Origin of the sequence: Methanothermobacter sp. KEPCO 2, from assembly GCF_041228365.1 — an archaeon.
Lineage (GTDB): Archaea > Methanobacteriota > Methanobacteria > Methanobacteriales > Methanothermobacteraceae > Methanothermobacter > Methanothermobacter marburgensis.
In genome coordinates, this window is sequence record NZ_CP166185.1 from 1,247,131 (window position 1) to 1,268,195 (window position 21,065).

At 44.9% G+C, this 21,065-nt stretch carries 21 protein-coding genes and 1 pseudogene; 2 read left to right on the forward strand and 20 right to left on the reverse strand.

Translation table 11 applies throughout. The features are described 5' to 3' along the window. Window positions 1-15: 15 nt before the first annotated feature. The 3 genes and pseudogenes from AB9H23_RS06570 to AB9H23_RS06580 form a co-directional block, all read right to left on the reverse strand. Window positions 16-249: an exodeoxyribonuclease III gene (locus AB9H23_RS06570; protein ID WP_321212176.1), complete on the reverse strand. Its 234-nt coding sequence runs from the start codon at window positions 247-249 to the stop codon at window positions 16-18. Beyond that, a pseudogene (gene xth, locus AB9H23_RS06575) lies at window positions 144-787 on the reverse strand (exodeoxyribonuclease III). Before xth ends, AB9H23_RS06570 begins: the two are co-directional and overlap by 106 nt. A gap of 1,639 nt (window positions 788-2,426) precedes the next feature. Further along, window positions 2,427-5,012 carry a chitobiase/beta-hexosaminidase C-terminal domain-containing protein gene (locus tag AB9H23_RS06580; RefSeq protein ID WP_370004580.1) on the reverse strand — a complete coding sequence of 862 codons (2,586 nt, stop codon included), beginning with the start codon at window positions 5,010-5,012 and terminating at the stop codon, window positions 2,427-2,429. Between the two features lie 170 nt (window positions 5,013-5,182). Here AB9H23_RS06580 and AB9H23_RS06585 point away from each other — a divergent pair, with 170 nt between their 5' ends. Continuing rightward, window positions 5,183-5,809, forward strand: coding sequence for a phosphotransferase (locus AB9H23_RS06585; RefSeq protein WP_321211152.1), 627 nt, complete (start codon window positions 5,183-5,185; stop codon window positions 5,807-5,809). A gap of 199 nt (window positions 5,810-6,008) precedes the next feature. On the opposite strand, the gene coaBC is transcribed toward AB9H23_RS06585, so the two are convergent. From coaBC to AB9H23_RS06660, 15 genes are all read right to left on the reverse strand, one after another. Beyond that, a complete protein-coding gene (gene coaBC / locus AB9H23_RS06590; RefSeq protein WP_321211153.1) occupies window positions 6,009-7,166 on the reverse strand; it encodes a bifunctional phosphopantothenoylcysteine decarboxylase/phosphopantothenate--cysteine ligase CoaBC in 1,158 nt (385 codons plus the stop codon). A 10-nt stretch (window positions 7,167-7,176) separates the two neighbouring features. Continuing rightward, on the reverse strand, window positions 7,177-7,674 hold the full coding sequence (locus tag AB9H23_RS06595; RefSeq protein WP_321212177.1) for a transcription elongation factor NusA: 498 nt from the start codon (window positions 7,672-7,674) through the stop codon (window positions 7,177-7,179). 218 nt (window positions 7,675-7,892) lie between these two features. Continuing rightward, complete coding sequence (locus AB9H23_RS06600; RefSeq protein ID WP_321211154.1) at window positions 7,893-8,417, reverse strand: PsbP-related protein; 525 nt, start codon at window positions 8,415-8,417, stop codon at window positions 7,893-7,895. A gap of 15 nt (window positions 8,418-8,432) precedes the next feature. Continuing rightward, entirely contained in the window at window positions 8,433-9,035 is a 603-nt protein-coding gene (locus tag AB9H23_RS06605; protein WP_321211155.1) for a hypothetical protein, read from the reverse strand. 170 nt (window positions 9,036-9,205) lie between these two features. Continuing rightward, complete coding sequence (pheA, locus tag AB9H23_RS06610) at window positions 9,206-10,027, reverse strand: prephenate dehydratase (RefSeq protein ID WP_321211156.1); 822 nt, start codon at window positions 10,025-10,027, stop codon at window positions 9,206-9,208. Continuing rightward, window positions 10,027-11,163 carry an RNA ligase gene (locus AB9H23_RS06615; protein WP_321211157.1) on the reverse strand — a complete coding sequence of 379 codons (1,137 nt, stop codon included), beginning with the start codon at window positions 11,161-11,163 and terminating at the stop codon, window positions 10,027-10,029. Before AB9H23_RS06615 ends, pheA begins: the two co-directional genes overlap by 1 nt. A gap of 63 nt (window positions 11,164-11,226) precedes the next feature. Then, complete coding sequence (locus AB9H23_RS06620) at window positions 11,227-12,045, reverse strand: CBS domain-containing protein (protein ID WP_321211158.1); 819 nt, start codon at window positions 12,043-12,045, stop codon at window positions 11,227-11,229. Window positions 12,046-12,054: 9 nt separating this feature from the next. Beyond that, window positions 12,055-12,891, reverse strand: a complete 837-nt coding sequence (locus AB9H23_RS06625) for a CBS domain-containing protein (RefSeq protein WP_370004581.1) — start codon at window positions 12,889-12,891, stop codon at window positions 12,055-12,057. Between the two features lie 8 nt (window positions 12,892-12,899). Further along, complete coding sequence (locus AB9H23_RS06630; RefSeq protein ID WP_370004582.1) at window positions 12,900-13,841, reverse strand: CBS domain-containing protein; 942 nt, start codon at window positions 13,839-13,841, stop codon at window positions 12,900-12,902. A 121-nt stretch (window positions 13,842-13,962) separates the two neighbouring features. Continuing rightward, window positions 13,963-14,781, reverse strand: a complete 819-nt coding sequence (locus AB9H23_RS06635; protein ID WP_370004583.1) for a CBS domain-containing protein — start codon at window positions 14,779-14,781, stop codon at window positions 13,963-13,965. Further along, the gene (locus tag AB9H23_RS06640; protein ID WP_370004584.1) at window positions 14,774-15,337 is read right to left on the reverse strand and encodes a CBS domain-containing protein; all 564 of its coding nucleotides are present in this window, start codon (window positions 15,335-15,337) and stop codon (window positions 14,774-14,776) included. Before AB9H23_RS06640 ends, AB9H23_RS06635 begins: the two co-directional genes overlap by 8 nt. Window positions 15,338-15,348: 11 nt before the next feature. Beyond that, window positions 15,349-16,083, reverse strand: coding sequence for a 7-carboxy-7-deazaguanine synthase QueE (locus tag AB9H23_RS06645; RefSeq protein WP_160322921.1), 735 nt, complete (start codon window positions 16,081-16,083; stop codon window positions 15,349-15,351). Between the two features lie 5 nt (window positions 16,084-16,088). Then, window positions 16,089-16,565, reverse strand: coding sequence for a 6-carboxytetrahydropterin synthase (locus tag AB9H23_RS06650; RefSeq protein ID WP_160322920.1), 477 nt, complete (start codon window positions 16,563-16,565; stop codon window positions 16,089-16,091). Between the two features lie 37 nt (window positions 16,566-16,602). Then, window positions 16,603-17,169 (reverse strand): DUF366 family protein, encoded by a 567-nt coding sequence (locus AB9H23_RS06655; RefSeq protein WP_160322919.1) that lies wholly within the window; start codon window positions 17,167-17,169, stop codon window positions 16,603-16,605. A gap of 121 nt (window positions 17,170-17,290) precedes the next feature. Continuing rightward, window positions 17,291-17,656 (reverse strand): PPC domain-containing DNA-binding protein, encoded by a 366-nt coding sequence (locus AB9H23_RS06660; protein WP_160322918.1) that lies wholly within the window; start codon window positions 17,654-17,656, stop codon window positions 17,291-17,293. A 132-nt stretch (window positions 17,657-17,788) separates the two neighbouring features. Between AB9H23_RS06660 and AB9H23_RS06665 the strand changes: the two genes are divergently transcribed. Further along, the gene (locus AB9H23_RS06665) at window positions 17,789-18,808 is read left to right on the forward strand and encodes a DNA polymerase subunit beta (protein ID WP_370004585.1); all 1,020 of its coding nucleotides are present in this window, start codon (window positions 17,789-17,791) and stop codon (window positions 18,806-18,808) included. A 53-nt stretch (window positions 18,809-18,861) separates the two neighbouring features. Here the strand turns inward: AB9H23_RS06665 and AB9H23_RS06670 are convergent, their stop codons facing one another. Then, window positions 18,862-20,472, reverse strand: coding sequence for an Ig-like domain-containing protein (locus AB9H23_RS06670; protein WP_370005973.1), 1,611 nt, complete (start codon window positions 20,470-20,472; stop codon window positions 18,862-18,864). Next, window positions 20,469-20,990 carry a nitrous oxide reductase family maturation protein NosD gene (locus AB9H23_RS06675; protein ID WP_013296408.1) on the reverse strand — a complete coding sequence of 174 codons (522 nt, stop codon included), beginning with the start codon at window positions 20,988-20,990 and terminating at the stop codon, window positions 20,469-20,471. The genes AB9H23_RS06670 and AB9H23_RS06675 overlap by 4 nt, the downstream gene beginning before the upstream one ends. Window positions 20,991-21,065: the final 75 nt, after the last annotated feature.

Below are 21,065 nucleotides of genomic sequence, written 5' to 3' on the forward strand. Positions count from 1 at the left end.
TCTAGATTGTAAAGTTTATATTTTGATTTCGAGTCCTATGGGGCAGTGGTCTGATCCCATAACATCTGATAATATCCATGATTTTTTAACATTACCCATAAATTCCTTGTTAACGAAGAAGTAATCTAGTCTCCATCCAACATTCATTTCACGGGCTCTTGTCCTGTAACTCCACCATGTGTATTGTCCTGGTTCCTTGTTGAATGCCCTGAATGTGTCGATGTAACCGTTTTCGATGAAAGTGTCAATCCATGTCCTCTCAACCGGAAGAACCCTGAGATGTTACTGTTTTCCCTTGGCCTTGCGAGGTCTATTTCTTTATGGGCGGTGTTGAAATCGCCGCAGACTATTATGTTATGTCCTGAATCTCTTTCGCGGTTCACATCCTTGAGGAATGCATCATAGAAGTCTAGTTTGTATTTGGGGCGTTCTTCGGACATTTTACCATTGGGAAAGTATATGTTGTAGAGTAGGAAATCATTGAAATCTGCTATTGGATTCGGCCTTCGATGTCGAATTTTTTTATTCCGAATCCTTCTCTCAGGCTTTTTGGTTTGATTTTGGTGTACATGGCAACTCCACTGTAGCCTTTTCTCTGGGCTGGTGTGAAGAATGTGCTGTAACCTTCAACGTGCCTTAATTTTCTTGGGATTTGTCTGTGGTTTGCTTTTATCTCCTGTAGACATAATATGTCAGGTTTTTCTGTGAGGAACCAGTCCAGGAAACCTTTACGATAAACAGCCCTCAGGCCATTAACATTCCATGAAATTATCTTAACAGTGGACATACCAACACCTAATAATTCTCTGGATAAAATAATAGTTAGTATCCATTTATCTTGAGATTTTTGTAGTCAAATGTTTTATAAACTTGGACTGAGATATGTTTTCTTTGTTATGATGAGGCATTCATTTAAGACCGGGTTTAGTTTTGGTTTGACTTCCGCGGTAATCACAACCCTAGGTTTGATGGTGGGTTTGAATTCCGGGACACATTCGAAGTTTGTGGTTATTGGTGGTATATTAACGATAGCGGTTGCTGACGCTCTTTCTGATGCGCTGGGTATCCATGTTTCTGAAGAAGCTGAGGATGGGCATACTACAAGGGAGATATGGTAGGCGACTTGGCCACTTTCTTGTCTAAGTTTGTTTTTGCTTTAACTTTTGTCATCCCACTTTTATTGTTGAGTTTATCAATTGCAATTGTGGTGAATATCTTTTGGGGTTTGTTTCTTTTGGGAATTTTCAGTTTTCAGATCGCCCGGGAACAGAAGAGGGATCCTTGGAGGATAGTGTGGAGCATGTGGTTATAGCGTTGGTGGTTATAATCATAGCACATTATGTTGGAGTTTGGATCTCATTAACATTCTGCTAGGAGGTTTAATTTTAGCGTGGGAAGCTTATTGTTTTTCAGAAGTTTGCCAAGGATTATGGTAAAGGGGAATTTTTTTCACTAGGAAAGTTATTATTCTTTGGATATATAGTAGGTTGGGTTTTCTTTCCTCTCTGTTTTTTTGTTCGGTGTATTGTGAAGTTTTTTTGGGTGTCTAACCCCTCTACTCTTTACAAACTTTAGAACCCATGATCATGGGGGAACAATTAGAGGAGATGGGTTTGTCTGTTAACCAAATTTTGAGACCTTTATTTTGTTGGTTGAGGGATTCTTTGGGTGTTATAGCATTCATCCATTTAAAATGTTTTTTGTTGTTTGTGATTAATTTTGCATTTAATGAGAGTGCTGTGCCGCCTATGGCATAATCTCTAGCATTTTCGCTGAAATCCCAATTGTCGAGGCGCTTGCAACGGCTTTTTTGCTTCTTTTTCTCTGAATGGCACAATTTAATATTTGCTTCTTTTAGGAAGGTGTTTACCATGGACTCCGTATTCCTTTGTTCATTTGATGGTATAGAAATTCCATGTAAGCAATTGATGGCAAATATTTTTGTTTTGAGTTCAAAAGCCCACTTACAAAAATATTTTATCGTTAAAAACATTAGTATCTAAGATTACCATGATCACCTATACTATCTTAGGGATTTGAGGTTCCTTATACCTCTTAAAACCTTCTCTTGATTCTTTTACTGTTTCCTTTATATCTTATGATTCTATTATCTTCTCTGCTAGTTGTTCAAGTTTCATGAGCTTCCATTCCCCCCTTCTTTGTCTTTTATGAAGACTACTTTGTCTTTTGCTTGGATTTTAAGGTCTTCACGCACTTTCCCTAGGGATTGTTACTTGATACTTTCTTGTAACACTTACCATAATATCACCTTACCCTATTTGTAATACCATAAATGATTTTCTAGTACCATCCCACTTTTAAGTAAATTCTCATCTAAAATGAAGACTAAATTGAGTTTATAGATCTCGATGAAAATTTAGGTGTCTCAAAAAATCAGTTTTCAAAAAAAGTTAAAAAGGAAAAAATTATTTGCCTTTTGGCGTGCTTTTAACATTGTTGATTGTATGGAGAATGCTGCCTCTTTTGATGTAACCTAGCGCTGCTATTATGAGTATTGCGATCAAAGCTAAAGCTGGGTATGAAGTTCCTGCGACGGTTTTATGTGGGCTTAGATATGAAGCCTTCTTGACTGGTTGAGGCGTTGTAGGAGCTGGCATTGCATAATGACTTACACTTGCCTGCCCCTCTGCCATTGAAATGCTTGAAATTCTAGGCAATACTATCACATTTGACTGCGCTCCCGGCGTTGGAGTGACTGGAGTTGTTGGTTGAGTTTCCTCAGTTTTAACTGGTACTGTTATCTCTTGAGCTTCTGCTTTGTTTCCATTGGCATCAACGCCATAATAGTATATTGTAGCTGTTTTTTCAAGTTTTATTGGATTTGTGTATTGTTGCCATGTTGAACCGTCTGTTGAATAATATATGGTACCTTCTTCGTTGATGTCCATGTAAACTGTTGAATCTTTTACTGTTGCCGTAATTTCTGGTGGCGTGACATCCTGGAAGTTTAATAGGTATTCAACAGGGTCTCCAGCCGCCAATAGCTGATAATATTCCGTTTTTGTGAGTGTAACTTCCTTTTTGATGCTGTATGCTTCCTGTAATTGGCTATAAAGCTCTTTTCCTGGGAATGCGCTTGTAATGTACCAGAGGGCCCAGTACATTGTCCTGTAGTAATTGTTGTTATCAGGTTGTATACTAGTTAGAATTTTCTTGTCATAGTCTATGAGGATTGCTTTACCTGTATTTTTTGACGGATCCCATCTTATCGCTATACCCTGTGATGAGGATAAGGCTTGTGTATTTCTAACCCCTGTGGTGTAGTATGTTCCTTTAGAAGCTGAAAGTCCGAGAACTTGCATTATAACTTGTTCTTTACAATGGGCTGGTACTCCAATGTATACATAATATTGTGTTCCTGTTAATGGTAGCCATGATTTTATGAGATCTGCTATTACATATCCCTGTGTCAGTCCTGAACCTGGACAGCCGCCTCCAATGGCCGCTAACATGAAGTCGTATGGCATTCCGACTGCCCATTGGTTTGCAAGGCTAACTATATAATAATCTTGCTGAGCATATGCTGGTATATCATACGTGTATGTTCCATAGACTGCGAGAGATTTTGTATAACCTTCTGTCCCCTTGTTTCCTTCAAGGTTTTTTGCGCTGATATCGAAGACATTATAGCTTACACCATTGTAGAGTACTGGTTTTATTTTCCCTTCAGAATCGATGAAAACTGCATATAAAGGTCCGTCTGCAATCGTCGGTTTTTTCACGAAGACGTACCAGAGTGGTGTTTGGGTGCCTCTTTTAAGGGAATAAATGTTCTTTAACAGCATCCCTGTGGAATCTATCACACCATCGATGGCTGCATAGGTTAGTCCGAGGGTTTGTGAGTAGCCGGCTGATGTTATGAGAAGATCTTCCTTGGTAAGTGTTGGTAGTCCAGCTTCTTTGAATGCTTGGTTTGCTGCATCCACTGCTTTTTTACCGTTTTCGTAAAGGCTATTGTAATTGTTTATTGGTAAAACTGGAATGTCTGTGTTCATAGTTTCTTGGGGTTGTGGCAAACTGTTTATATATTCTTTGTCTATTCCTGTGGCCCATAGGTGTGAGAATTGTTCATCATTGATTGTGGCTAGTTTCAGGGTTTTGTAGAGAGATGCTGGGTTTGTTGAAAGTAGTGTGAGCAATTCTAGGTCATGTTTTAGTTCTGTGAGCGTTCCTGTAGGACCACTGTATTTTACATTATCGTTTATTGTCCAATAAAGCAGTTTACCCGTTTTTGAGTTTGCGTCCCACCATATGTAGATGTTTTCGTTCGGATCCTTTGCATATGTTGATCTGAAGTTGTAGTAGTTGCCGTTCCATTTGAGTGGTGTGGAATCCATGAAGAACATGGGGACATCGTCGTCACCGCCGCCTACAGATGTTATTACATGGTATGAGTTTGTATTTGATTCGAGAGGATAATTTTGTATGAATTGTTTAGATGCTGCATAGGCGGTTATAAGGCCGTCGTTGATTGTTCCAGTCCATGCTGCTATCTTTAGCATGTCTAATGGTGCTCCTGCTGTCCAAGCGCTTGCAATAGCTAAAATGTCATATCCTAGTTCTTTGCTGGCGGTTGTGAATTGTGTTCCTGTCATCTGCGGTCCTATGTTAATTTTTTGTGTTTTTTCCCATCCTGATTCGAGGATTGTGTATTTTATTGCATAAGCGTTGTTGTTTTCTTTTTTGACGAATGTGAATGTCACTGGATCGTTGGGTTTGTTTAGTTGGAGTATGTTTGAATATTGTAAGGGGATTTCGTCTTTTACGGTTTGTAGAGCGTCTTCTGTTGTTGAATTTTCATATTTCGCGGGTCCTGCCGTGGTTATTAATAATGTGTTGTGTGGATTTTGTAAGTTTAGTGTGTTTTGTGCGTCTGTTGCCATATTTTTTGTAATGTTTGTAAGGTCGGATGCTGAGGCATGTCCACTGAGTACGATGACTATTACTGATATTATTAGAAAGTGTATTATTTTTTCTTTAATTTCTTTCACCTCCTTAGTCGTCCTTAGTCGAAATGCAACAAAATGCACTTCGTATATATGAAGTGAAGCAACTAATAAAATTAACGAAACAACCCTCAAACGAAAAATTTATATATAAAGGATGGCGGTCTCTAAAAACTTAACATTGACACAAAAAACCTTGAAGGAGAAAAAATACTTTGATACGCCCCGTTTTAAAAAAGCTTGAAAGCAAAAGAAATGACGTCTACGCTATAAAATACAAAAATAAGCAGTTCATAGTGAAAATATACAAGAATAAAGACTCCAGAGTCATGGAAGAAAAAACTCTTAAAAGATTAAACAAACACGGATTAAACGTGCCCAAAGTAGTCAACTCCCATAAGAACATCTTAATAACAGAATTTATAGACGGCAAAACAATAGGAGAAGCAATCCATACAAGTGCAGATTGGGTTGAAGACCTTGCAAAATGGCTAGCAAAGCTCCATAACATAAAACACGATGAAACCACTATCTTAAAAGGAGATTGCAACCTGAAAAATTTCATATTCACAAAAAAGGGAGTATACGGGATCGACTTCGAAAATACATTTTATGGAGACCCCATCCATGACCTGGGAGAGATATGCTTCTTCATAATCGACAGCACTTCAACCCTAAAAAGAAAAACCAAGGAAAAAATAATTAAAAAATTCATCCAAAACTACCAAAAACACTCCAAAAAAAGTATAGATACCAAAAAACTAAAAAAGGCTATGAAAATAGCAAAAGAAAAAGCACAAAAAAGAAGATCAAAAAAAGATAGACCCTATATTGGATCATAAAATATCCTTTTATTTTTTTAATCAGATTTTTAGTAAAAAAGGTATATATTGGGTTAGTTACATAATTTTAATCCCAACTGAAGGCCATAATTTCACCTCCGGGTTATTGTTGCAACACAATAACCTGGAGTGAATAACTCCATTTTTCTGATTCCTGATGAAATAAAAATAAAAAGCCATTATTTTCCATTAAACTTCATCAAGAACTTCGTTCCTTTTCTTCAAGTTTTGCTGCAATTTCATCAACTATGAGGGATGCAAGGTCATCCTTGCTCATTACAGGAAGTTCCAGGGTCCTATCTGAGACCATGATGGCCATGTTACTGTCTGAGCCGAAACCCTCAACTGAAACATCATTTGCAACAACGATATCCACACCAGCCTCCCGCATCTGCTTCTCTGCAGATCCGATAAGTTCCTCCCTGGGGACATCGTACTCAGCCTTGAATCCAACAATAAGTGCATCAGGGTTAAGTTCTCTTGCAATTTTTATGATCTTGGGGTTTGGTTTCAGTGTGAGTGTGAGCTCTCCATCTGAGGATATCTTCCTCTCAGTGCAGGTGGGTTTGAAGTCAGCGACGGCTGCAGCCGATACGAATACATCATGTTCCCCTATAAGTTCCCTGACTGCGGCTGCCATGGAATCCGCTGTCTCAGCCTCTTTAACAGTGAACTGCTGGGGAATATCCACTGAGACGATACCCGCCAGGAGTGTAACATCTGCACCCTCAATGTATGCCCTTCGTGCAACCGCAAGACCCATCTTACCTGAACTTCTATTTGTAATGCCCCTCACTGGATCGATTGGCTCATATGTTCCGCCGAGGCTTATGAGAACCCTTTTACCCCTCAACCTCTGCTTTGAGGTCTGCCTCATGGCCTCAAGTACTATGGTGTTGATGTCCGGGAACTTGGCCTTACCCTCATCCATGCGGGGTTCAACAAAGACAACGCCCTCCTCCCTCAGCCTCCTTATGTTCCCCTCTGCGGCGGCATACATGGCCTCATGCATTGATGGAACCATAACTATGGGTGTCCCCATCCCGGATGCCGTGAGGAGAAGGGATGATATGGGGTTGTCGGCCAGCTTAAAGGCAAGCTTACCTATGATGTTAGCCGTTGCAGGGGCCACCAGGATGAGGTCTGCGTCGGCGTACTTAACGTGCTCGATCTCCCCTGTAAGTTCAAGGATGGGTTTACTTCCTGTGGCAAACTCCATTGCATGGGGGTGTATTATTCTGCAGGCGTCCTCACTCATGAAACATCTGACGCTGGCACCCTGCCTTCCCAGTTCCCTCGCGAGTTTAACTGCCTCAATGGCGGCAACGCTTCCTGTAACGCAAAGTACAATCTCCATTCCATCCCCATCATGTGTCATCTATAACAACAACCGTTTTCTCTCCTGTCAGCATTTCTATTATCTCGTTGAGGGTTTCAAGTTTGCCTGGCACTCTCCTTGCATCCTCCCGCATAACCCTGATCTTGAAGCGTTCCTCACCGTCCTTCCCGAATACTATGTTGATCCCTGAAATCCTTGCAGGTGCAAGGACATCCTCTGCAACTGATTTGAGGTCAGAGTTCTCACCAACCACCCTCACCTTTTTACCCAGGGCCCTTGATATTGCCCTTACGATTTTACCGCCCTTACCTATCAGTTTTCCGACCTCATCAGACTCCGTTATGATTATAACTATTCCATCAAGGTCTATGGCCCTTTTAAATCCTAGTTTTCCCTCTCCAATCCTGTATAGAACCTTTGATATCTCCAGTTCAGTCTCGGTTACCTCCCCTGTTTTAAGTTTATTTTCACAGCCCTGACATAAAATTCCGCTTTTAAGACAGACATCGCATATTGGCAATACCATTCCTTCTTCCTCCTTTTCTTTAGTGGTTACCGTGGTTATCGCAAACAAGGCCACACCTATAAATCCCGGTTTAAAAACCCAGTACAGTCTTTAAACCTCTGGAGATAAAATAAAAAGAGCCCATTTAGTTATCACTGCAGTGACCCTTATAATTTAATAATATTTTGATAAATATAAATTTATAGTTTTGGCCTATCCCTAAAGAAAGGAAGGTGGAGTTAAATAAACCTGAAGCTGTTTACGATGAGGTCGAAGTTCTTTCCTTCAGCATCGAACCTGTCAGCCGGGGCTGTGCAGAGTATCACATAGACCCTTCTGTTGTTCTGTATCCAGATGGCCCTATGCTTCTTCTGGACTCCATCAAGGACAATATAGACATTTTCTATTGCCTGGTAACCACCTATGGTTGTGTTTGTCTCTGAGACCCTCCTGTAACTGGAGTTAGTGAACAGTGCATCATAGTTGTCCCTGTACATATCATAGATGTTACCCTTAAGCTCCCTTGACTGGATAACAACCGATACCTGTGCAAGTCCAGATGAATCAACTGATGTCGGGTCCCCAACTGCTGCAATGGTTTCGTTTGCCAGTGAATTGGCCGTCACCCAGTTGGATGGGTACTCAAATGAAATGTTGTTTCCGGAGAACCTTTTGGTCTGGTTCTCTGAGTTGCTGTCAGGTGAGGTGCATCCTGACACCGCAACGACCATTATTATGAAAAGGATGAACCAGTGCTTCCTCATGCAATTTCCTCACTCTCATGGTGATGATGGTGGATTCTGACCGCCACCGGTCCCCTGATTATCGGGTGCTGTTGGAGTGGTGGGTGTTGAAGGCTTTTCTGGAGTGGTGGGTGCCGTGGGTGTTGTGTTGGTGGGGTTCCTGTTTGTGGGGTGGGTTACTGTCACATTCTTAACGGTGTTGTTGAAGGATGGGAATGCTGTTTCATTCACGGTAACTGTCCCTGTAACGGGGGTTTCATCCTTCACGTTCATGAAGTACAGTCCAAAACCCGTTCCAAAGAAGAATGCCGCCACAATTATTATGGCACCTATGAGCGACAGATTCGGACCCCTCTTTCCCTTAACCTCATCTGTCCTGACGTACTTCCTGACAAGTTCCTCCTTCTCCTTTTCATCCTTCTTTTTCCGTGATTCCTCCACCCAGTGGTCGAGGGTTTTTTCCGGGGTTTTCTGCCCCTGAAGGCGCCTTATATTTTCAACTGCCTCAATTGTTTCAAGTTCCTTCGTGTACTGTTCCTTCAGTTCACTGTATTCCTTCCTTGAAATATTACCCTCTTCCAGGTCCCTTTCAAGTTTCTTGAGCTGTCTCAGGATGATTTTCTTATCCTGACCAATCATAATCATCTCCTGATAAATCGATGATATCAACTGGATCTATATTGAACAGCCGGGTATATATAATTTATATGGGATGGAACACCTAAACCCCTGATGCTCCGTTAACAGGCAAAGTAGCTTTATACCTAGGTACCCGGGTGCTCAGGTGAGTTCCTGAAAAATCAAAAGGGCTATTCATAAACAGTTTCCTCTGGATAGGATCCCAGAATTTTAAAGAAAGGTGTTCTATCAGCTATACAATCAAGCACACCCATTATGACGGCGTCCTTCCGGTGTCCCTCAAAATCTATGAAGAATATGTACTTGCCAAGCCCCCTCTTTGAGGGTCTGGATTCTATCTTTGTGAGGTTCACTCCATGCTCTGCAAAGAATCCCAGAACCTCATAAAGCCCCCCTGGTCTGTCCTCTGCCAGTGAAAAGACTATGGAGGTCTTGTCCCTTCCTGTTGGCTCATGATCCTTTTCCGAGAGGACTATGAACCTTGTGAAGTTGGGGTCAAAGTCCTGTATGTCCTCTGCGATCACCTCAAGGCCATAGATATCCGCGGCTCTCAGGGTCCCTATCGCCGCAAGTTCCTGTCTCCCCACTATCGTCCTGGCCGCTGCTGCTGTGCTGGGTGCTGAATGTGTTGTGACACCCAGCTCCTCCAGGAACCTCCGGCACTGGGCAAGGGACTGGGGGTGTGAGTAAACCTCCCTCACCTCCCCCAGGGAGACCCCCCTGTTGACAAGGAGGTTGTGCCTTACCCTAAGTATTATCTCCCTCTCTATGCAAAGATCATATTCCCATGCCAGAAGGTCGAGTGTTACCCCAACCGGCCCTTCAATTGAGTTCTCAATGGGAACAACCCCCTTTGAAGCCTTACCTGATGCCACAGCCCCCAGAACCTCAAGTATGGAGTCAAATGCCAGAAGTTCATCACCAATATGGAGCGCAGCCTCCTCGGTGAATGTCCCCTCAGGCCCGAGGTAGGCTATGGATTCTTCTGCCATCAGTAGAGGCCCCCCTCCAGGTAGTTGTTTATCCTGTCTGTTGTTGCCTGGTAGAATCGCCTCACCGTGGCCTTACCGTCCCTGTAGTCTGCGAGGGTCGCTGAGACACCGAGATGTACAAGGTGCCTTATGAACTCCTCGGCGGTCTCCCTGTCCTCCACATCGATGATAGTGTCCTCGTAGGCGGCCTCACCATCTGCTATGGCCTTTATCCTCTCAAGCATGGGGTATATTATTGCCTCTCCCAGGCGGTGAGCCCTCTCAAGGGTTTCCTCATCTGACTCATCCAGTTCATAGGCCTGGAAACCCTCCCTTATAACCCTGCTGAAGAAGAAGGGTCTCCCAAAGTCAAAGGGGTAGCTGAAGGCATATGCAAGTTCCCGTGCATGTGCCTGGGATGATGTGTACTTCAGGGGTGGTAAATCCATTGAGGGGTCCTTCATGACAACCCCCTCTCTTCCCTCCTTCCCCAGGGCCCTTATTATATCTGCAACCTCCTCTGCAGCATCTTCAACAGGGTAAATCCCGAATAAACGGACGGGTGGAAGATCATAGGACTCAAGAAGGTCCCTCTTCTCTTTTATTGGGAGGGGCTTGTTGGTGTTCTTCTCCCTCAGGTCAAAGACCCTGAAACCCAGGGACCCCACCTCAGGGTAGTCCTGTGAAACATAGGGATTGTCCCTTCCAACCATCTCACCGCATACAACAAGGTCCCCGTGGTCAGAGAAGAACCCGTCAAGGTCCATGAGTTCCAGCGCCTTCCGGGTTGTGAAGGGGCATACATGGCCTCCTCGTGTGAGTGCAACCGTATCACCAGATGAAAGGCGTGTTATGCGGACATTGTAACCGTTCATCTTCTCCTCTACTGCAACGCTGTCCCTGAAGTGTTCCATCAGGGTGGGGGCTAGTAGAAGTGTTCTTCTGATCTTCGGAAATCCCCGGATAACCTCAACCTCATCTCCAGTGTAGATCACCGTGCCTGCCTCAAGGTCCATGAGGGACTTTTTGAAAATTAGTGCATTCATGCCACCCTCTTCAGTGACCCTGATGGCACCCCTGGCCAGCCCCGCCTCCAGTCTTTTAGATGGAATCCCTGTTTTCTCTGTGATCTCATGGAAAGGAATGTCTGTATTCATCAGATTCACGCTGATCATTCAATTATAAACATGTGTATTCAGCTTATTCAAAAAAATAAAGGATTAGAAGACACCCTCTATCTCAACTATGAGATCAAGGATGTCCGTCTTTGTCACTATACCCTCAAGTTCGCCGTCCACAACAGGGAACCCGCCGTAACCTGTCTCCATCATCATTGATGCAAGATCAGTTACCGGCGTGTCTGCCTCAACGGTCCTGACATTCTGTTTCATTATATCCTCAACCAGAAGGTTTCTTATCCTTGATGATTTGTGCTTATCCGGGACCACCTTCCTGAAGTTTATAACTGCACGTGTCATGTCCTTTGCGGTGAGGATACCGGCAAGTTCCCCTCCATCCATGATCAGAAGCCGTCCTATGCCTGCATCAATCATCATCCTCCTTGCATGGACAGCCCTCTCCTGGGGGGATACTGTTATCATCTCTGTGCTCATGACATCGGCCGCTGTGTAACTCTCATAGGCCCTTCCCCTGCATATATCAAGGAGGTCTGATTTGGTCACGATTCCCAGTATCTCATCATCAAGGATAACAGGCAGACTTCCTATGTTGTTCTCAAGCATGAGACTTGCTGCGTTTCCTGCATCCATGTCTGGATCTGCAGTTATGAGTTCAGATGTCATGACCGTTGAGACATGGAAGTGGGATGGTGCCATGTTCCCGTACCTTGATGATCCCAGTTTTATGGCTATATCCTTCTCGGTGACTATCCCCACAAGTTCCCTCTCATGTTCGCTGTTTGTGTTGATCACAAGGAGCCTTGATACGTTTTTCTTTCCCATTAATCGAAGGGCGTCGCAGACGTTCTGGTCCTTATCGATGCAGACAGGATCCTCTGACATGATATTTTTAATTATCATACTCTTCACCTACTGTATCCCGCTTATTATATCTGTTTTGGTTATTATTCCCACCAGTTCCTCATCCTCAACAACGGGCAGTCCGCTTATTCCATTATCAAGCATCACTGAAGCCGCCTCTGATGCGTCGGCTGAGGGTTCGACTGTTATGACGTCCTCAGTCATTATATCGCCGGCAGTTAACATTGCGATTGTCCTGGCCCTCCTCTTCTCCTCGGATGCGCGGCTTATGAAGTAGACCCTTTCAACAGGTATGCCCCTCTCAGGGTCCTCGAACGTTGCAAATGAGAGGTTCTCGGAGGTTATTATTCCCTCAACAGCCCCGTTCCCGGTTACAACAACCCTTGATATGTCGTTCTCCTCCATGACATCTATAACATGGGCCAGTGTGTGGTTGGCTGTCACAGTTTTAACGTCCCGGGTCATTAAATCCTCAACCCTCCATCTGCCGGCGCACCTGTCCTTGAAGAATCTGAGAAGATCCCTCTTGGTTATGATGCCCGCAAGTTCCTCTCCATCCATCACAAGGAGTGAGCCTATTTTCTTCTTGAGCATCAGGTCGGCGGCTTCCCTTGGAGTGGCGTTGATATCCACGCTGATGGGGTTCTCGTTCATGACCCTTCTTATTGATATCTTATCTATGGGCCTCCTCTTCCATGCTGGTCCATCAATTCTCAGCTTCCTTGTTATGTCTGTCTCTGTGACAATGCCTACTGGTTTCCCCTCGGAGTCCACTACGACTACCCTGCTTATCCCATGCCTTAACATGAGGTTCCTGGCGTATGCAACCTGCTGTGTGTCTTCCATGACAAAGACTTCATCTGTCATTATACTACCAACGTTCATGGGACCACCTAACCTGTTATTGCCCTCAGAAGGTCGCTCTCTGTTATGATTCCCCTGAGGTTTCCATAGTCCACCACTGGCAGACCGCCAATTCCATGTTTCTCCATGATCTCACAGACCTCTCCAAGGGTGGTTGATGATGTGACGGTGCAGACCTCCCTTTCCATGATTTCAGTTACAGGTGTGGCGAGAACCTCCTCGGCACTGTTGGTCTTCATTGAGTTGAATGCCTGGTTCCTTCCAAGGAACTCGAGTATATCGGTGGAGGTAACAATTCCAACAAGTTTTTCATCCTCTGGGTGGGGTGTTCTTCGCTCCTCACCAACAACAGGTATCCTCCTGAGCCTGTTTCTTACCATTATCTTGGAGGCCCCCTCTATCGGTGTTCCAGGTGTTGTCGTTATGACATCGACCGTCATGTGATCCTCCGTGACCTCATCGATGAATACACCTGCCATGAGGAGCACGAAGTCCCTCTCGGATACTATACCTGCTATTCTCCCCTCATCATCCACAACCGGCAGGGCGCCGACACTGTTTTCCAGCATCATGGTAACCGCATCTGATATGGAGTCCCTGGTGGTTATGTGAATGACATCGCGTGTCATTATACTTTTAACCGGTTCGTTGACTGCTGCGAGGAAGTTATCATCATACTTTTTATCCAGGATCTTGAATTTATCTCCCCCTCCTAAAAAGTCCAGGATGTCCATGGCCGTTACTATCCCCTGGAGCTTCCCTGTTCCGGGGTTTGTTATGGGAAGCCTCCTGAATTTGTTCTTAACCATTATCTCCGCTGCTTCCTTGATGGTGGCTGTCTGTGGTATGGAAATTACGTCCTTCCCGGCGATTGTCATGACATCGCCTTCATGGTCGAAGTTTCTGCTCTCGAATTCAATGGGACCACGGTCCCTAGACTTTACCAGGTTTATGGTGTCTTTTTTTCTCATTTACACACCTCTCTGGGAGATATACTTACATGAAGTAAGTATCGTTATTACCCAAACTAATATTTTTAATAAAAATTAATTTCTCGTTGATGGGACTTTCAGGTTTCATCAAGCCACCATTTCACTTGATATATGCTTCCAGGACGTCCTCCCTGGACACTATACCCAGAAGATCTGCCTCCTTCACCATGCTGGGGTCCCTCTTCACAAATACCGGGTTCTCAACCACGGGGATCCTTCCAATATCCTTCTCCAGCATGAGAGAGGCAGCCTTTTCAGAAGGAGTATCCGGTGTTATGGCAACAGGGGGTGTCTTCATTATCTTCTCAACCGCCACGGATTTCACTTCACCTGATTCCCTGTGTATCCTTGCATGGCCGTACCTCAGAAGGTCCTTCCTGGTTATGATACCTATCATTTTACCATTCTTCATCACAGGAAGACCTGAAAACCCTGATTCATCCATAAGATCCCATACAGCTGAAAGCTGGTCGCTGTGTTCACATGTAACAGGCACTGGGGACATTATCTCACTTACAGGGCTTCTGACAGGCTCATAGCCGTTTTCAAGGAAGCCTGATATGAGGTCTATGACGCTCAGTATCCCCACAAGTTTCATGCTGTCGGTTGACTCAACAACAGGGGCCTGTATCTCACCGGCCTTTAAAAGGTCAGACGCTGCCCTCATCACATCCATCTCAGGGGTCAGGATAACCTTTGGTTTCTCCATTATTCCCCTTGCCTCAAGATTTGACTTGGTTGCTGTGATGTTGAGCACATCACCCCTTGTTATAAGACCCCTCAGTTTCTCTCCCTCAACCACAGGGACGCATCTGAAATCCTCATCCCTTAGAATGGATCTTACTCTCGTGGCGGCAGTTTCAAGTGAGACTGAGACGGGATTTAAGGTCATTACGTCTCTTACAAACAAATCATTCACCCTCTAGGTCCTCTTTACACTCCTCGCATATGTATCTACCATCATACTCCTCAAGGTACTCCTCATAGTTACCGCAGACCTCGCACACCCCTGGGACAGAGCGCTCATTCTCAGGTGTCAGTGCCCTGTTCTCCTCAATCCTTGCATTCTCAACAAGGATTTCGGTGAGTTCAGGGGCGACCATCATGACATCAGAGGATGTAAGTATCCCCACCAGTGCACCGTCCTTAACCACAGGGAGTCTCCTTATACTGTTCTTTGCCATCAGCCTTGCGGCGTCACTGAGTTCCCTTTCAGGTTCTATGCTTATGAGGTTGCGGCTCATTACCTCGCCAATTGTAACCTTGCTGGCAGTCAGGTCCTTGGAAACCACCTTCCTTATGATGTCACTCTCTGTGATGAGTCCTTCAGGTTCGGAGTTGCTCTTCACAATGATGCTTCCGACCTTCTTTTCTGTCATTATCGATGCTGCTTCTGCAACGCTGATGCCAGGGTCTGCTGTTATAACATTCGATGTCATGGCATCATGGACTGTAACCTTTGTTTCCATTTCCATCTGACAACCTCCTACCTAAGGCCAAGGGCCCTATGCATCTGTGGTATAACGTAAACATCCATATACTTTCCGGCTTCCTGAGACATTTCCAGCAGGCGAGGAGTGTACAGAGCCCACTGTTCAGGGGGACTGCAGGGCTGTATAACCATTGAAAGTTTTTCAGGGTCATCAACGCCTTCACGGAGCCGCATGGCCAGGGCCCCGATGTATTCAGCCCCCGTTGTGGGCATCACAACCACCTTACAATATGTATTTACACCTTTTGATATTAATATGTTTATGACTTGAACCTCCCGATCAATGAGGTCATCCGGCCCGGATATATCGGATTCTGTAATATTCTGGTTGAAATCCCCTGAAAAATGTTCAGATGTTTTAATATCCACCGATGCGTAATCAAAGAGGTGGGATATCCTCCGGGCACTGGCCGGGAGAGAGCCGTTGGTTTCAAGAAGAGCACTCCAGGGGGAATCCTCAAGGAATTCCCTGATAAAATCAGGGTAAAGAAGCGGTTCACCCCCCGTGATGCTCAGTGAATGAAAATCAGGGGTCACGAGATTTTCAACCATCCCCTGAAGCTGGTCTGCTGAGAGTTCCTCTCCACATGATGTGTCCCTGCTCTCTGGGGTGTCGCAGTAGCTGCAGTTAAGGTTGCAGCCGGCGAACCGTATGAAAATCTGCCTTTTCCCTACAAGTAGGCCCTCACCCTGAATGCTGCTGAAAACCTCCATAATGGGTGCCCTCATATGGATCACCGGGATATGGTGTAGATGGCCCCCTGTCCTATTCCCTCATTTACACAGACCTCAACCGAGGATATGTCGTACCTTCTGCCAAGCTCCTTAAAGAGGGTGGATGCAAAGTAACGTGAAAGTTCCTCTGCAGAACTGGATTCCAGGTCAAGGAGGCAGCAGTCCTCCTCGGGTATGCTGTACTCCTTACCACCGATCTCAAATTTGATGTTTCCACTTGTTGATGAGAAATTTATGAGGGGGCTTCTGAGGGGTATGAGGAGTTTATGATCAAATCTGCTGCATAGTTCTCTCACCACTGCCTTAACGTCCTTGAAGTCAGCCACGAATCCGTGCCTGCCACTCCTTTTTCCCTCCACCTTAACGTCAACTATGTATGAATGTCCATGTATGCATCCACATGACTCGTGTTCAGGTATCATGTGTGCCGCTGAAAACCTCAAATTGGCATGTATCCCGTTGATAACTATTTTCATTTTAACCACATCTACTATCAGAAGTGTCCCTGCCTCTTCAGAAGATCCTGGTCTTGCATATGTCCTCCTCGATGGAGTCAATCTCATGTATGTATGCCATGGCAACGTTCTCTGCTATCTGGACAACGCCCTCCATTCCAAGTTCAGGCCTCTCATCCAGGAGCCCCACGGTATCCACATCATCTGGTGTGCCCTTCTCATGGATGTTCACACCGAGGTGTATCTTCATGCTGGATACCGAGGCAGTTGCTATGGAAACAGTTAACTTGGATGAACCTACGTAGAGGTCATCACCCTCCCTCCGGATCTCAAACCCATGACCCCGAAGTTCCTCCATGAGGAGCATGACCAGAATCCTCTGCCTGTGATAGGATAAACGCAGACTTGATGGCTGTTCATCAAAGTGTTCAACAATGAAGTGGAGGACATTCTCAGACTTTATCTCAAGGTCAACATCCTCGTAATCCACGATGTTCTTCACATCCATTGGGCCTATCCAGGTTATTATGCTCGAACCCTTTATTCCAAGTTCACTGAGGGCCCATGCAGGTTCTATCTGGCTTCCATCATAAAGGATAGGGTCCTCAAGGTGCTCATATATCATTCAATCACCATCTAAATATTTGGAGGTGGTCCTATAAGTAGGATTTGAGTCACGTGAAAAGCCATAACAGAGACCCCGCTGGGGAAGTGATTCCATGTTTGAGCTCCCCATGTGCTTGAAATCAGTCAAGAACCAGTAGCTCCCTGTAACCGGTTCTATCATCCATCACCCTTCTCAGTTTACCATGATAGGGTATCACGGCAAGTTCGACGGTTGTCCTTACCCTGCAATAGCCCTTGAGGTGTCCGCCAAGCACCCTTCCAGAGGAATCAGCCACTGCAATGTGGATGTGGACACCATCGCCTGTAATTGTCCCCTGAAGGGATATTATCTCAAGGGGGCCCTCAACCGTAAGGATGCTCTCATTCGCGGTCCTTATCATCACGCCATTGAGGCTACCTATACCCGATACAACGGCACCCTCAACTTCAAGTGCCTCCATCTCAGCCATGAGATCCATTCCAGGCTCAAGTCTTAGGAGAATCATATTAAATGATTTGCAGATCCGCCCTCATTTAAATTATGCATGGGAATCCAGATAACCAAAGATACGGCCTCCCATGATACCTCCAGCAGAATATGAAAAGGTTTATAGTTTCATCATGCATTTAATTTACCTATGAAAGCCCGAATCCGTGACTTCATATACACCTCTGATGATCTATTCTTTGCTGTTACATCATACGTTCATCCAGAAGACAGGATACTATCCTTTTTACGCTACATACCCGACAGTGAAGGTGAAAGGTCCCTGAATTCTGCAAGATATTCAAAGGTGAATTCTGAGCTGGCATACGCCTTCCTTGAGGAGAACCACCCCATCTACCTCCACCACTATGAGGAACTCGGTGTACTCATGATGGGTGTTCCCCCTGAAAGGGTGGATAGTATACTGAGGCCAGAGGAGCGCCTTCTGGATATAATGGAATCCCCCACCGATCAGCTGCTCACCAGGGTTGTGATGGTTGCCGAAGCGTTGCATGATGCCGCAGGGATTCCCTACAGTTCCATGGGGGTCTCAGGTTCAGTGCTTCCCGGATTGTATGACCCCCTGAACTCTGATATCGACTTTGTGGTTTACGGGTTGAGGAACCACCGGAGGGCCATGGAAGCCTTCGGTGAACTAAAGGGGGACCCTGAGAGTCCTCTGAATGGACTGGATGAGGAACAGCTCATGAAGGTCTACAGGAAAAGGATCACCGATGACACGCTCTCATTCAGGGAGTTCTGCTGGTATGAGATGAGAAAGAACAACAGGGGAATAATCGATGGAACCCTATTCGATATCCTCGCTGCAAGGGACTGGAGTGAAATCCAGGGCTCATGGGCCGATACAACCTATGAGGACTGCGGCAGGGTGACCGTCGAGTGCACAGTATCTGATGCCATCGAGGCCTTTGACAATCCTGCAAGGTACCTTGTGGAGGATGTCAGTGTACTTGAGGGGTCTGAAGCTGAAATCACTGAGGTTGTGTCCTTCACCCATACCTACGCGGGGCAGGCCAGGGAGGGTGAAAGGATAATCGCAAGGGGTAAGCTTGAAAGGTTCAGTGGAAGGGAAAACGGGTACCGGGTTGTTGTGGGGACAACAAGGGAGGCCGAGAACGAGTTCATAAAGCTAAAGGAACTCCGATTATAAAATAAACATGTGAAAGACCCAATATACTTAAAGTAAAAAAGAAAGTGGGTTTATTAAACCGTGGTGAATGCTGATCTGAAGTCCGCTGCCATCATGTTACCTGTGCTGGTCTTAACTGCAGTCCTTGGAACAGTAATGATGTATTTTGTACGTGCACGCCAGCTGCCAACAGGTTTTATGTAGAGCCTGTTACCGCTTATTCTCTTACTGATGGACTTCATCCCTCCAGTGGATGTTCTAACCGCTATCCTACTGTAGGCCGGCCCCGCAATTATACTGTTACTGAAGGTTATAACAATAATCTTGGTCCTTGAAACCCTTGTCGCACCATATTTCGGGTCAATGTAGGTCACAGCAATTGCGGATGTGAAGGAAGAACTGAAATCCGAGGTGAGGGTAACCCCATTGACAGTTTTAACTGAGTTCCTGGGCACCGTAATTATGTACCTGACACCGGCGCTCCATCCCCCAACAGGGGTAATGTAGAGCCTGTTACCAGTTATGGTCTTGTAAATCTTCTTGGAGACACCGCTGGATGTTTTGACAGTTATTTTATCATAGGCAGTACCGTTGAGGATATTCTCACTGAAGGTTATAACAATCTTCTTGGTTGGTGAAACTGAAAGGGTGCCGTTGGCCGGGTCAACTGAGAGGACACGTAATGGTTTGAAGACTGTAACATTAAGCGGTGTCATGTTATTTACAGTCACACTGTGGGTTCCATTCTGAAGAAGGACACTAAATGTCACCGTAACCGTTGACTGTCCAGCAACCTCAACAGTCTCCTGATCAACTATAGCGCCATCCACAACCAGCAATACAATCTCATCCTTTGAAAAATCACCGATATTTGTGATCTCAACCGTTACAGTAACATTTAATGGTTCAATTCCCTTCAAAGGTGTTACAGCGAGGTTACCGTAGGTTATAGTGGCTTGTATCAGCTCCCTGTTCACTGTGCGATTGTTGTTGCTTATACAGGCATCCCTTATATTTTTGCCCTCCAGAAGCTGGGTTGTGCCATTGTAGGGGATTGTTATGTTGACAACATGGATACCTGGCCCAAGGCCCACTGGCCTTGTTATGGTCTGTGTCTCGCCGTAATTGAGTGCGTTTATGTAGTGCACCGTTTCATTGCCATCACAGTTTATCTTAACCATGAACTGTCCTGTGGGGTCTATGCGTGTGAGGTTGGCCCTGCCGTTGTTCCTTAGAATCACCTGAATGTTTGTGGGTGTTACTGTGGCATCAATCACCGCAAGGTCAACAATGAGGGGCCTCTGGTCTCCATGGGTTGTTGGTACATCACCCAGTCCATCCCCATTGGTGTCATTCCCTGAGTAATATGACCAGTAGTTACCTATCTCTGTGTTGTTAAGGCGGTTACCTGCTACGAAGGAATACAAACCGTTTATGAGATAGTTTCCGTAGATGCTATTATCGCTACCGGTTAGATAAATATTGGAGCAGATCGAATTAGCTATCCTGTTAGCTGTTATGGTGTTGTTAACACCGTAATTGTAGATTCCGAAATTATTGTCGGTCATGTTATTATCAATTATGCTGTTGAAGGCGGCCCCGTTCATGGAAATTGAATACGTGTTATCTTCAAATGTATTCTGGGATATGGTGTTGTATGAGGAATCCTGAAGGTATACTCCTATCTGAGAGTTATAATGTTTCGTGAGATCAGGTTACCTGAAGAATTTATGAGATCTATTGCGTCTCCGCCACTGGTTATAGTGTTGTATATGATTGTACTGTTGGAGGAACCGTTAAGTTTAATACCTCCAGCTGTGGTGATGTAGTTTCTTGATACTGTGCAGTTGCTGGCATTCACAACTATTCCATAGTCATTGCCACCGGTTATATTGAATCCACGTATACCAACACCTGCTGCCTTTACGCTGATTACGGGCCGATTGGGATCAACTGGATTTATAACAACAGCTCCCCTATTTATTGATGTGAGAAACACATTTTCCTTGTCTATCTGGATATTTTCGGTGTAGGTTCCATCATCCACCCTTATACTATCGCCAGGTCCGCAATCATCCAGTGCCCCCTGAATTGTGTCATAAACCTCTCCCTTCCTCTCATTGTAAACAGCCCCCGAGGCTGTGCCGGAAAGGGCAGCCACAAAAAAAGCAGCCAATAACAAAATAAATACCTTTCTATACATACACCTCCCCCCAACTTTATTCAGATATATTTTGAACAAAAAACAATATATAATTTTCCGCCTTATTAAATAAAC